Genomic DNA, 14,014 nt, shown 5'->3' with positions numbered 1-14,014 from the left:
ATAAATGAATAAGATAAGCCTTGCAAAACGCCTCAACAATAATAAAAGAGGGTATTTGATAATCAATGCCGATCAGGGCAAACACAAGCCTGCATTGGTTGAAGACGTTGAAAATGAGTATGATACACTTGCAAAACTTTCAAAAAATGTATTAAAGAATGCACTTGTTATAGGTTTTGCGGAAACGGCGATAGCGATAGGAGCAACTCTGGCAAGCAGTGCCGGAGCCTATTTTATGCAGACAACCAGAGAAAACATATGTGAAGAAAATGAGTACATATATTTTACGGAGGCACACAGCCACGCCACGGAACAAAGAATTGTACTTGCCGATATGAAAGAAATCTATGAAAAGGTTGAGAGAATCGTATTTGTAGAAGATGAGATAACTACAGGCAATACTATATGGCATTGTATAGAGGAAATAGAGAGCATATTTAATGGAAACAAAAAATATGCGATAGCACCGCTTACAAATACACTCTCAAAAGATCGAAAAAAGTTTTTTAAAGAAAGAAATGTGGAGATTATCTATATACGAGATATAAATAAAGAAAACTTTGAAGCCGATGTGCTTGATACCGTCACAGACGGAGATGTATATAGAATAGAAAATGCTCCGAAAGAAAACAATATAAAATATATAGATTTTAAAACAGATATAAGAACAAGAAGACTGTTAAATATAAAAGATCTTGATAATGAAATAATAAGATTGGAAGAGTACCTGGAAAAAAATATAGATATAAAGACTTTGATAAAGGGTAAAAATACCATTACGGTACTTGGAACTGAAGAGTTTATCTATGTGCCGCTTAAGTTGGCACAGTACATATATGAGAATGCGGATAAGTCAAGTAAGGTCTATGTACATTCTTCCACCAGAAGTCCTATTGAAGTTTCAAAGACAAAGGATTATCCTCTGCATACAAGATATGAGGTGGAGAGTATCTATGACAAAAACAGACAGACATATATCTATGATCTTAAAAAGAGTGATATATTCTTTTTAGTCAGTGACGGCAAAGATAAGAACGGTGAAAACGATATATTAAAGGCAATAAAACTTGCCGGCAATAAAGATATATATTTTATCAGGTGGGATAATGAACAGCAGTTATAAAAAAGAGGATGTAATATTCCTTTTAAAAGATGTTACCGGAATGGTGGAACCTCTGCCAAGCAGGGAGAGAGAAAAACTTATACAGTCGGGAATGCATTACAGCGAAATGCTTCCGATAGAATATATTCCAAGTAAGGAATATATGGACATATACTTTGATTCGCTACAAATCTTCGGGCAGGCTATGGCGGATGCGCTGGGTTCACTTGCAGACAAGATAGTGAAAAGCCGCGGAAAGAATATTGTGCTTGTATCACTTGCAAGAGCGGGTACTCCTATAGGAATACTTTTAAAAAGATATATAAACCTGAAGTATAATATGGATTTGCCGCATTATTCCGTATCCATAATCAGAGACAGAGGCATTGACGACAATGCTATGAAGTATATTTTAAAGAACCATCCTGCAAAGGATATACTCTTTGTAGACGGGTGGATTGGAAAGGGCGCAATACTTAAGGAATTAAAGAAGGCGGTCAAAAACTATGAAGGCGTTTCGCCTGAACTTGCGGTGGTATGCGACCCGGCAGGTGAGACCGTACTTACGGGAACTTACAGTGATATATTTATTCCAAGCTCTGCACTCAATGCTACGGTGTGCGGACTGGTCAGCAGGACGTTTTTAAGGAGTGATATAATAGGTGAAAATGATTTCCACGGAGCACTGTATTATAAGGAATATAAAGATCAGGATTTAAGTTATCATTTCATAGATGAGATACAAAAACTTTTCAGAACTCATAAAGATAATACGGATATGCCGAAGACAAAGGGAATAACTGAGGCGCAAAATCAGGCAAAGAGATTTTGTATAGAGGATATAAACCTGATAAAGCCGGGTATAGGAGAGACTACAAGAGTGCTGTTAAGAAGAGTGCCGTGGAAAGTCCTTATAGATGAGAGATATAAAGATGACAGAGAGCTTCGCCATATAGTCAGACTGGCAAAAGAAAAAGACAGCGAAATAGAGTATACAAGATTAAACAATTATAAATGTATGGGCATTATAAAAAAGATGAAAGACATATAGGGCACTTAAAGGGGGATGCGAAAAAACTTGATCAATTTTTTCACATCCCCTTTTAAATCAATATTTCTTTACGCCGAAGTACTTTGCAAGGAATATAACCTGCATTGCCCAGCTGTAGTGGATTTTCGGTTCATTCATTCTGGTATCGTTTACATTGGCACGGACCTGATATATCTTCTTATCATCCAACACACTCTGTGCATCGTCATAGTCAATACTTGATACCTTATAAGCGTCATTGACAATTGAAATCTGCTTAGGATGTACTACAGTCTTGCCTACAAAACCGTTCATCTTATCAAACTCGATTTCCTTTAAAAGTCCCTCTTCCCAGCCTATACCCGCATAATATTCAAAAGCGGGAGCACATAGTATATAATCGGTTGCAAATACAGTTACGATGTCGGCTAAAAGTGAAGCTACAGGGGAGCTCTGATAAATATTTTCGTCAACTCTTCTCCTTACACAAAAAGAATTGAGTACGCTACCTGTTGAAACAAGCAAATTGAGCACATAGTCCTCATATGTTGCAAGTCTTTCTTTGATTGAATAAAGGTCAATGTATCTGCTTTTTAAGTCAAGAAGCGCTATGCCGTCAAGCTCCGGTAGAATATATACAGGGGTGGAAAGTACCGAGTTGATACGCTGCATTTCATAGATATAAACATCTGCATTTGATACTGAAAAGTCAGGCAGTATAAATCCGGTGATAAGATCAAGTAAGCTTCCGAACTTCTTGTAAAGATGTGGGATATGTGCTGTGGAAAGGACTCTTATAAAGAGCTTGGGTATATAGAAATTTCTCTCCTTTTTTGCAACAAAGAGCTTGTCCAAGGTCTTTACAAGGACATTCTCGGCCTTGTCGGCTTCGGCATCATTGCTTGTCGTATCAAATGAAAATGCTAAAGAAAACGGAATATTAAATTTTTCAAATATTATATCGTCTATAATATTCGTATTGTCGGCAGCGGTGTAAAGCAATGCACCCAAGCTATAGTAAATACCGGAATCTTTCATAGTCTTCCCCTGTCAAAAAATATAAAATTACAAATGAGCTTAAGATTGCAAGGATAAAACGGCCGCTTATTTTGTAGACGGTCTTTTATACGGGGCATCTTGAATATAGGCTTATTATTGGTATAATTATAGCATAGAAAAGTTATAAAACAAAGAAAGAATTCAATGGAGTAAATATGTTTAAATACAGGTTGAATCCTATAAATATAAACAGCTATATGGAGTTTGGCAGTATAAGAGGCGGCAAAAACGGCGATATAAGAAACACTTATGCGGTCAAGTTTAGCGGGGCGTCTGAAGGTGCTGAAAATGAAATAAACGACCTTTTAAAATATCTGTCAAAGGATATGAGAGAAGGGAAAATATATTATAAATATATTGATTCACTTCATATAAACAGTGATTGCATGAGCATAAAAACGGCCTATGAAAACTTTGTAAACACCGGTCATATAGATATTTTAAAGACAAATATTTCAGAGAGAGAACTTATAGGTGCAATGAAAGAAATTGAGAATCTGCTGCACAAATATAAGAAGAATCTGACAGATACAATACAAAAAAATATAATGGTAAAGCTTTTGTATTGGTTGTGTGAAAACTTTTCGGATATAAAGATTGACGGAGGCAGGAATATAAAGGTGGTGGCAAAAAACATAGATAAGGAGTCTGAAATCTATTTTTTTGTATTCCTAAATCTGCTTGGAATGGATGTCTGCCTTTTACAGTACTCAAAAGATACGGATATACTGAAGGATCATTTTTACACTAAGAGAATAGGAGATTTCATTGAGGATAAGTTGGTGCTGAAGCCTTATGAAATACCTGAGAGTACAAAAAGTAAAGATATCAAAAAAGAGAGTCCCACAGCACAGGTTAAAGAAGAAGGCAGAGTGAGAATAAGCCTTGCATCAATAAGAAGAAAAGACAGAGATAATAAAGCAATAAAGACTGAAGCAAGTGCGGCAAACTCTCATATATCAAATACGGGAGGAGCTGCTAAGACGGCAGTAGCTTCTGCAGATACAAATATGCCTAGGTCCGGTATAAAGACTGACAGGGAGCTTAGCTATATCGAGCTTGCAAAACTCTCAACATCCATTGTAATGATTGCGGTATATGACAACAGACAAAAGATGCTTGGAACAGGTTCAGGCATAATGATCGGAAAAGACGGATTCATACTGACAAACAACCATGTAATAAGAGGCGGTTACTATTTTGAAGTAAGGATTGAAGATGACGAGAGAATTTATAAAACCGATGAGGTGATAAAGTACAATCAATATCTTGACCTTGCCATAATAAGGATAGCAAGAGTACTGAGTCCTTTAAGGCTTTTTGACGGAAGAGAGAAACTTGTAAGAGGGCAAAATGTGGTGGCTATAGGCAGTCCGCTCGGACTTTTCAACTCGGTTTCGGACGGTATCATATCAGGTTTTAGAAATATCGACAATGTGGACATGATACAGTTCAGTGCACCGATATCGCCGGGTTCATCAGGCGGTGCGGTTTTAAATATGTTTGGAGAGGTAATAGGAATAAGTACGGCAGGATTTAGTGAAGGACAGAATATAAACTTGGCGGTACCGTATGATGCCATATATGGATTTGCAAAAAGCTTTATAAGATAATACTTGAAAGGGGATAATATATGCTGTTGCATCAAAAGATAAAAGAAGTTGATGATTTTTTTAAAAGACTTAGTATGAGAAAGCCCAGAGGAGTATACTTTTACAGGATAAACTCATATGACGAAACAATACTGGAATTTATCAGAAAATATTATGAATTGGCCAAAAAGGACGGAGCAATAATTGACACACATATTGAAAATCCTACAGCCGACAATATCTCATATTTTAACGAGATTATAGGTGACAGATATGTACACGGTCCGGGCTTTATAGCGGATGCCCTTAAGAGATGGCTTCCAAGAATCAGAGACTATGAGAGAGCGTCTATGGCTGACGGCATCTTTGATACTTTGGAGGTATTAAGGCGTCAGGGTAAGAATATAGAGATATTGAAGAACAACTTCACAAGAATAATGTGTTGGCTCTACTATAACTTTTATAACATTATGGAAAGGCTTGGAAGTGAGGATATACCTAAGATTATTTTCTGGGGTAATGTGAACTTCTCGGAGCTTTCCACATTAAATATATTATCAAATGCAGGTGCGGATATTATACTCTTGCAACCCGGAGGCGACTCACAGTATTTGGCCATAGACCCGAAGTCACAGTTTTCCATTGATTTAAAGATGGGCAGTGAGGGATTTCCGCCGGGATTTAACCTTGATTGGCTGCTTAAACTGTACGAGGATGATAAAAACAAAAAGATGCTCTACAGCGGCAATGTAAATATAAAGCCCAATACCAACGCATGGCTTAGCGGTGATATCTTTGAGGATTTGAAAAATATAAAAAGAGGTGAGAACACAGCCTTTTTTTACAACATGTTTGTAAGGATAAACGGTTGTGACGACAGAAACAATTATACCAATGAACTCTACCTTCTCTATCAGGATTTGAAGAGGGCAAACAGAAAAGTACAGGTGATAAACAACAGTATCACAAATCCGAGCGTGGATGAGATAGCCAAGATAAAAAGAGGCAATTATGCCAATGAAAATCAGCTTATACTTGACCTTAAAACCAATATCAAGTTCACAAACAACGTGTTTTTAGATGTCGCAAGAGACGCTTTTGTAGACACTATGATTGAGACAAGTAAGCTTATGAATATGGACCTTAACAAGATAATGAATAAGGGCATATATATACTCTGCTGGATAAACAGATATATAGTGGAGCTTATGAACGGTATGGATATACATTCGCCTACACCGATACTTATATACTTCGGAAGCGTGGAGAGTGATACGGAATGTCTGTTTTTAAAGATGGTGTCCAAGCTGCCCGTCGATGTGGTGATTTTTAACCCTGAAAAGCTAAAAGACAAGCTTGAAGATAAGAACCTTTATGATATACGCTTTGAAGAGACTTTGAAAATAAGAGAGTTTCCGACAGACAGTGTAGGACTCAGTATAAGTACTACCGCACGTAATGCGGAAAGAGATTTGGACAGCATGATGTATTCGGATACGGGAATGTATAGGGATATGCAGTTTACAAAGGCAAATGTAATAATACTGTCGACCACCTATGAGGAGATAGCAATTTATTGGAAACAGGAAGCCAGATTCAGACCGAACTTCTCCACAGTTGACAATGCGGTAAATATCCCTGTGATATGCGCAAAAGTCTCAGGCGTAGTGAATTCGGATATAGATGCATATTTTGCTAAGATAAAGGACCTTTTGACGGATACCACACTCTTATACAAGAATGAAAATATCTACAAAGGCAATGTAAGCGTTGCTGCAGGCGTGACCTCATTTTATAAGAACAACAGACTTGATAAGGAAGCAATAAAGAAATGGGACGGTTTCAAATATGACTATTTAAGAGCTGAGACTCAGGATTATATTTTAGACAAACTGTCGGAGCTTTTAAAGAGTAAGGTAATAGTCGGAACAGGGCAAAACGGAGTGGAATATAAGATTATTACAATTGTTTTAGATTTACCTAAGGAAATTTTAAGATTTATACAGAGCTTTGATTTTACAAAATGCCCTCCAAAGCTTATAATAGTAAATACAACGGAGAGCATAATTTCGTTGGAAGATAGTATAATTGTCGCCTTTTTGAATCTGATAGGTTTTGATATATTGTTTTTTGTACCTACGGGATATGACAATATCAGCAAATATTTCAACAATCAGATAGTAAAGGAACATATAATAGGCAATTATCTTTATGATGTGGCTATACCTGATTTCAGTAGGCTAAAGGCGGGCAATAATAAGAAAAAATCTTTTTTTGCCAGACTTTTTGGTTAATAAAACTATAGGCCTCTGTGTCTGCGGTTTTTAAAGCACAGAGCAAGGAGGAAAAAATGGGACTTGATTTTTCAAAAGCAAAACAAAGTGAAGCAAGCGTAGTGACAGATACCGCCGTAGAAGGTGAGACATTACCGGCTACAACTCAGACCTTTGATATTGCGGTAGAGTCTGAGAAACTAAGAAACGATTTGGTCAATTCTGCAGAGGTGGATGCACTTGTAAGCAAGATAGAACTTGATAATCTTGACAGTATTGTAACCTTCGGAGGAGAGGTGGCCACCGAGATATCAAAGTCGTCGGATTTGGTACTTAACAGTATGAATATAGCTCAGATTGAAGAGACATCCAAGATGCTTGGTGTACTTGCCAATATCATGAGCAAGTTCGATATCGAAGAGATCAAGCAGGATCCGGGTCTTTTTGACAAACTGTTCGGCGGTATCAAAAAGCAGCTTGATAAGATAATGGCAAAGTATCAGACCATGGGCGGAGAGATTGACAAGATATATGTAGAGCTTAAGGGTTACGAGGGTGAGATCAAAGAGACCAATAAAAAGCTCAACACCATGTTTGATTCAAATGTGAACTATTACCACGACCTGCTTAAGTATATTTTGGCAGGCGAGCAGGGTTGTAAAGAGCTTGAAGGGGCTATTGCGGATAAAACAGCCGAGATGGATCGTACAGGTGATAAGTCCATACAGTTTGAGCTTACCACTCTTAACAATGCACTTATGATGCTTGAGCAAAGAACACAGGACCTTAGAGTGGCTGAGAATGTGGCTATGCAGACAATTCCTATGTTAAAGACAATGGAGTTCAGCAATATAAACCTGATAAGAAAGATAAACTCGGCTTTCATTATCACATTGCCTATCTTTAAGCAGAGTCTTGCACAGGCTATTATGCTTAAGAGACAGAGATTGCAGGCTGAAGCACTCTCAGAGCTTGATAAGAAGACAAATGAGATGATTTTAAAGAATGCAACCAATACTGTCGAGCAGGCAAAGCTTACGGCACAGATGGCTTCAGGCAGCTCAATAAAAGTGGATACTCTTGAGAAGTCTTGGAAGACTATTGTAAACGGTATCGAAGAAACAAAGAGAATACAGGATGACGCAAGAAGACAGAGAGCTGAAGACAAGGTAAAACTTGAAAATATTAAAAATGAATTTTATAAAAAATTCGGTGTATAAAGGAGGATTTTATGCCAATCAATTTATCCAAAGGACAGAAAGTAGATTTAACAAAGACAAATCCGGGACTGAAAAAAGTAATTGTAGGTTTAGGATGGGATGTAAATGCGTTTGACTCAGGTGCTGATTTCGACCTTGATGCCGCTGCATTTATGGTAGGAGCCAACGGTAAATGTCCTACTGAAAAGGACTTTATCTTCTACGGCAATTTAAAGCATCCGTCAGAGAGCGTTGAGCATATGGGAGATAACCTTACAGGTGAAGGTGACGGAGACGATGAGCAGATAAAAATCGACCTTTCAAAGGTACCTGCAAATATCGAAAAGATTGCATTCACCGTAACAATCTATGATGCCGAGTCAAGAAGACAAAACTTCGGTCAGGTATCAAACGCATACATCAGAATCGTGGATGAGGTAACAAATACCGAGATTATCAGATTTGACCTCGGTGAGGACTTCTCTATTGAGACAGCGGTAGTGGTAGGTGAGTTATATAAGCACAACGGCGAGTGGAAGTTCAATGCTATCGGAAGCGGTTTCGGCGGCGGACTTGCGGCACTTTGCAATCACTACGGAATAGAAGTAGCGTAGGCTAAAGAGACTAGGAGGTTTTATGTCTATCAGTTTACAAAAGGGACAAAAGGTAAGTCTTACAAAGGAAAATGCGGGACTTAAAAAAATTGTGGTCGGTCTCGGTTGGGATGAAGCCCAAAAGAGCGGCGGATTCTTATCATCACTGTTTGGAAGTTCAGGCGGTGAAAGCAATATCGACTGTGACGCATCTGCATTCCTTTTGCAGAACGGCAAGCTTGTATATAAGGATGATGTGGTATACTACGGCAATCTTCGCCACAAATCAGGTACTGTTATCCATATGGGAGACAACCTGACAGGTGCAGGTGAAGGTGATGACGAGCAGATCACAATAGATCTTGCAAATGTTCCTGCAGATTATGACAGAATAGTTATTGTTGTGAATATCTATCAGGCCGTACAAAGACGTCAGGAGTTCGGCATGATCAGAAACGCATTTATCAGACTTGTAGATGCTTCAAACAATAAAGAGATACTTAAGTACAATCTTACAGAGAACTATGCAGGTATGACCGCTATGATTTTCGGTGAGGTGTACAGACATAACGGTGAGTGGAAGTTCTCGGCTGTAGGACAGGGCACTACAGATGCAAGCCTTGGAGAGCTTGCAAACAGGTATTTATAATACTTTTATACTTTTAATTATTGCTAAACTATTGTAAAATAGCGTAGGTAATATAAATTACGGGAGAGAGCTTTGGCTTTCTCCTAAAACTTTGAAAGAGGAAAATATATGAAATTTACCGGTTTGACTGAGAAAGAAGTAGAGCAGTCAAGACAGAAAAACGGCTCAAATGTTATTCCCGATTCCGAACCTACCACCTTTTGGCAGGAATTTAAGGAGACATTTAATGACCCTATGATAAGGATACTGCTTGCCATTGCAGTGCTTATGATAATCATGTTCTTTATGGGATATGCTGAGATCTATGAGCCTCTTGGTACTATCGTTGCAGTAATCATAGTTGCGTTTGTTTCCGCAAAGACGGGTGTGGCCAGCGATACCAAGTATCGTGAGTTAAAGGACAATACAAAAAAGGATACCTGTAAGGTATATAGAAACGGTGTTGTAACCATTATTGACGTGGATGACGTGGTAGTGGGAGACATGGTACTCTTACAGTCCGGAGATAAGATACCTGCAGACGGTATTCTTATAGACGGTGATTTGAGAGTGGACAACTCCGCACTTAACGGTGAGGCTGAGGAATGTAAAAAGACCGCTGCGGATGAATCCTTTGAACTTAAGGAAGATATCACAGGTGATACCTTCGTAGATGCGCATTCACTTTTCAGAGGTGCCGTAGTATTTGACGGCGAGGGTGTTTTAGCTGTAAAGAGAGTCGGACTTAAGTCAATGATGGGTAAGATGGCTCTTGAGATGAATGAAGAAGATCCCGATTCACCGCTTAAGGTAAAGCTTGGAAAGCTTGCACATCAGATATCCATATTCGGATATGTGGGAGCTACGGTTATTGCAGTACTTTATCTTGCATATTTTGTAGTAAGAGCCGGAGGATTCGCTCCTTATTTCGGACTTGGAATAGAGCATATAGTACAGGATATTATAAAGGCTGTTACACTTGCAATAGTTATTATAGTATGTGCGGTACCTGAGGGATTGCCGCTGATGATTTCACTTGTACTTATGCAAAATACCAGCAGGATGCTTGATCACAATGTCCTTGTAAGAAAGGCTGAAGGTATCGAGACTGCAGGTTCACTGAATATACTCTTCAGTGATAAGACAGGTACCATTACAAAGGGAAGCCTTGAAGTTGTGGATTTCTTTACAGCCGACGGCAACTCAATAGAGATTAAAGAACTCAGTAAGCATAGCAAGGTAAAGGGTCTTGTAGATATTGCAATCGGTAAGAATACACAGTCACTCTTTGACGACAGAGGTGTTGTAATCGGCGGTAACGCTACAGACCAGGCACTTATGAAGTTTATAGGAAAAGATACTTTTAATGCACTTTCAGAAAATAAGGACTTGGTAGTGGGAGCACATCAGGGCTTCAACTCTACAAATAAGTTCAGTCAGGCAAGGATAGATTCACTTGATAAGACTTTCTATAAGGGTGCACCTGAGAGACTGCTTGCAAAGGCTAAGAAGTACCTTGATGAGAACGGTGAAGTAAAGACTATTGATAAGGCCGTTCTTGACAGAAAGATTGACGAGCTTGCCGCAAGAGCTATGAGAGTTTTGGCATTTGGTTATTCAGAAAAGCCGCTTGCACAAAATTCTATCAACGATGATGTGGTAATCATCGGTCTTGTAGGTATCAGAGACGATGTCAGAGCCGAGGCAAAGGATGCTATCGCTGAAGTTATGGGAGCAGGTATCCAGGTTGTAATGATTACAGGTGACAGACTTGAGACTGCGGTAGCTATCGCAAAGGATGCAGGTCTTATAAAGAATACTTCAGACAGAGCACTTTCATCTGCCGAGTTAAACGAGATGAGCGATGATGAAGTAAAGAAGCTTATTCCGCATATCAGAGTTATTGCCAGAGCGCTTCCTACAGACAAGTCAAGAATGGTAAGGCTTTGTCAGGAGATGAATCTTGTTGTAGGTATGACCGGAGACGGTGTAAACGATTCACCTGCACTTAAGAGAGCAGATGTCGGATTTGCTATGGGTAACGGTACCGAGGCTGCAAAGGAAGCCGGTGAGATTGTAATACTTGACGACAACTTCAGATCTATAAAGGATGCGATACTCTACGGTAGAACCATCTATCACAATATACTTAAGTTCTGTAAGTTCCAGCTTGTCATCAATGTAACTGCGGTTATAGTAAGTGCCATCGCTCCTTTCTTCGGAGTGGAAGAGCCGCTTAAGGTAACTCACCTTTTGTTTGTCAACCTTGTAATGGACGGTCTGGGAGCTATAATGCTCGGTAATGAGCCGGCTAAGGAAAGCTACATGATGGAAAAGCCGAGAAGAAGAGATGAAAATATCATCAGCAGGAATATGGCCGTTCAGATTCTTACTATGGGACTTTGGCTTACAATCGTAAGCTTTATATACCTTAAAACACCGTTCTTTATGAACCTTTTCGGCGGAAATATGGATGAATTACTTACAGGCTACTTTGTACTGTTTATAGCAAGTGCATTGTTTAACGGCTTCAATGTAAGAGATGAAGGTTTCTCTATCTTTAACGGATTGAAGGAGAACCCGGGATTTTTGAAAGTATTCTTTGCCATCATCATAGTACAGGCATTGATAGTAAATTCAGGTTCAATACCTCTTGCACCTTTCCAGTTCATCGGAAAGATGTTCAGCTGTGTGCCTTTTAGTATACAGGGCTGGATAGTAGTATTCATATTGGCATTCACAATGATACCTGTAGATCTTCTCAGAAAAGTTGTAGTGGGAACATATAAGAATGCATAATAATAAAGGCTGTCGCATATGCGGCGGCTTTTTTGATTGGAGTGTAAGGATTTCTTTAATAAAGTATTTTGTATACAATCTTTACCAACTTTACTTTTTGTTCATTTTTTGTTAAAATTAAAATGTTGTTTTGAACAATGAAAATTGAATAAGGAGGTGCTTTTATGTCACAACTGGGAAGTATAATAATAGCGGTAATACTCAGTGTAGTTGTTGTGGCGCCTCTAAGTTGGAGTTTAGCGATTGCTCATCGTAAAAAGTCATATGAAGATAAAATCGGATCAGCAGAGATTAAATCCAGAGAAATAATAGAGGAAGCCTTAAAAACAGCCGAAACAAAGAAACGTGAAGCTCTCTTGGAAGCAAAAGAAGAGTCAATAAAGACAAAAAATGAGCTTGATAGAGAGGTGAAGGAAAGAAGGGCGGAGTTAGCCCGCTATGAAAAAAGAGTACTTAGCAAAGAAGAGAACTTGGACAAGAAGCAGGATTTACTTGAAAAGAAGGAAGAGAGCGTTCTTGCAAGAGAGGAAAGTATACTTTCAAGAAGCAAGGAAGTAGAGTCCCTATATGATAAGGGAATAGCCGAACTTGAGAGAATATCCGGACTTACAAGCGATCAGGCTAAGGAATTCTTATTGCAATCAGTTGAAGATGAAGTGAAACATGACAAGGCAAAGCTTATCAAAGAGCTTGAAAATGCCGCAAAGGATGAAGCCGATAAAAAGGCTAAGGAATATGTGGTAACTGCAATTCAAAGATGTGCAGCGGACCATGTAGCGGAAACGACAGTTTCAGTAGTGGCGTTGCCAAATGACGACATGAAGGGAAGGATCATAGGACGCGAGGGTAGAAACATACGTACACTTGAGCAGCTTACAGGAGTAGAGCTTATAATAGACGATACACCTGAGGCGGTAGTTTTATCCTGTTTTGATCCTGTAAGAAGAGAAGTAGCAAGAGTAGCACTTGAGAAGTTGATTGTCGACGGTCGTATCCATCCTGCAAGAATTGAAGAGATGGTGGACAGAGCGAAGAAAGAAGTTGACAACATAATGAGAGAAGAGGGTGAGAATGCCGCACTTGAAGTAGGAGTGCACGGTATACATCCGGAACTTATCAAGCTACTTGGAAGAATGAAATTCAGAACCAGCTACGGACAGAATGCTTTGAAACATTCTATAGAGGTGGCACAGTTAGCAGGACTTTTAGCAGCAGAGGTTGGAGTGGACATCAGACTGGCAAAGAGAGCCGGTTTACTACATGATATTGGAAAAGCCATCGACCATGAAGTGGAAGGTTCACATGTACAGATTGGTGTGGAGCTTTGTAAGAAATACAAAGAACATCCGGTTGTAATCAATTCTGTGGAATCACATCATGGAGATGTTGATCCGGAGTCACTTATAGCTTGTCTGGTACAGGCGGCAGATACAATATCGGCAGCCAGACCGGGTGCAAGAAGAGAGACCTTGGAGACATATACTAACAGATTGAGTCAGCTTGAGGAAATCACAACTTCATTTGACGGAGTAGAGAAGTCATTTGCTATACAGGCAGGCCGTGAGGTAAGAATCATGGTACTACCTGAGAAGGTAAGCGATGACGATATGGTTATATTGGCCAGAAACATCTCAAAGAGAATAGAAGAAGAGATGCAATATCCGGGTCAAATCAAAGTAAATGTGATCAGAGAATCAAGAGTGGCAGATGTTGCAAGATAACAATAAGGACGACGGCGA

Annotated in this window: 10 protein-coding genes; 9 read left to right on the top strand and 1 reads right to left on the bottom strand. The window is 39.1% G+C overall.

The genetic code is table 11. The features are described from left to right. The first annotated feature begins 4 nt into the window (after positions 1–4). Positions 5–1,123, top strand: coding sequence for a phosphoribosyltransferase domain-containing protein (locus EHW90_RS10905; RefSeq protein ID WP_124952795.1), 1,119 nt, complete (start codon positions 5–7; stop codon positions 1,121–1,123). Further along, the gene (locus EHW90_RS10900; RefSeq protein WP_124952794.1) at positions 1,107–2,153 is read left to right on the top strand and encodes a cysteine protease StiP family protein; all 1,047 of its coding nucleotides are present in this window, start codon (positions 1,107–1,109) and stop codon (positions 2,151–2,153) included. The genes EHW90_RS10905 and EHW90_RS10900 overlap by 17 nt, the downstream gene beginning before the upstream one ends. 57 nt (positions 2,154–2,210) lie before the next feature. Here EHW90_RS10900 and EHW90_RS10895 read toward each other — a convergent pair whose 3' ends face one another. Beyond that, positions 2,211–3,170 carry an HpcH/HpaI aldolase/citrate lyase family protein gene (locus EHW90_RS10895; protein WP_124952793.1) on the bottom strand — a complete coding sequence of 320 codons (960 nt, stop codon included), beginning with the start codon at positions 3,168–3,170 and terminating at the stop codon, positions 2,211–2,213. A 176-nt stretch (positions 3,171–3,346) separates the two neighbouring features. Here EHW90_RS10895 and EHW90_RS10890 point away from each other — a divergent pair, with 176 nt between their 5' ends. The 7 genes from EHW90_RS10890 to rny all read left to right on the top strand — a co-directional run bounded on the left by EHW90_RS10890 (position 3,347) and on the right by rny (position 13,996). Beyond that, a complete protein-coding gene (locus tag EHW90_RS10890) occupies positions 3,347–4,804 on the top strand; it encodes a S1C family serine protease (protein ID WP_124952792.1) in 1,458 nt (485 codons plus the stop codon). Between the two features lie 20 nt (positions 4,805–4,824). Continuing rightward, the gene (locus EHW90_RS10885; protein ID WP_124952791.1) at positions 4,825–7,077 is read left to right on the top strand and encodes a YceG family protein; all 2,253 of its coding nucleotides are present in this window, start codon (positions 4,825–4,827) and stop codon (positions 7,075–7,077) included. A gap of 56 nt (positions 7,078–7,133) precedes the next feature. Next, complete coding sequence (locus EHW90_RS10880) at positions 7,134–8,276, top strand: toxic anion resistance protein (RefSeq protein ID WP_167456755.1); 1,143 nt, start codon at positions 7,134–7,136, stop codon at positions 8,274–8,276. An 11-nt stretch (positions 8,277–8,287) separates the two neighbouring features. Then, the gene (locus EHW90_RS10875) at positions 8,288–8,869 is read left to right on the top strand and encodes a TerD family protein (protein ID WP_060931135.1); all 582 of its coding nucleotides are present in this window, start codon (positions 8,288–8,290) and stop codon (positions 8,867–8,869) included. A gap of 22 nt (positions 8,870–8,891) precedes the next feature. Beyond that, entirely contained in the window at positions 8,892–9,497 is a 606-nt protein-coding gene (locus EHW90_RS10870; RefSeq protein WP_124952789.1) for a TerD family protein, read from the top strand. A gap of 108 nt (positions 9,498–9,605) precedes the next feature. After that, positions 9,606–12,275, top strand: coding sequence for a calcium-translocating P-type ATPase, PMCA-type (locus EHW90_RS10865; RefSeq protein ID WP_124952788.1), 2,670 nt, complete (start codon positions 9,606–9,608; stop codon positions 12,273–12,275). Positions 12,276–12,439: 164 nt separating this feature from the next. Continuing rightward, the gene (gene rny / locus EHW90_RS10860) at positions 12,440–13,996 is read left to right on the top strand and encodes a ribonuclease Y (RefSeq protein WP_009446755.1); all 1,557 of its coding nucleotides are present in this window, start codon (positions 12,440–12,442) and stop codon (positions 13,994–13,996) included. The last annotated feature ends 18 nt before the right edge of the window (positions 13,997–14,014 follow it).

This window comes from Lachnoanaerobaculum orale (assembly GCF_003862485.1).
Classification (GTDB): Bacteria; Bacillota; Clostridia; order Lachnospirales; family Lachnospiraceae; genus Lachnoanaerobaculum; species Lachnoanaerobaculum orale.
The sequence above is the reverse complement of the archived record's forward strand: the minus strand, read 5'-3'. Positions and strand labels throughout refer to the sequence as shown.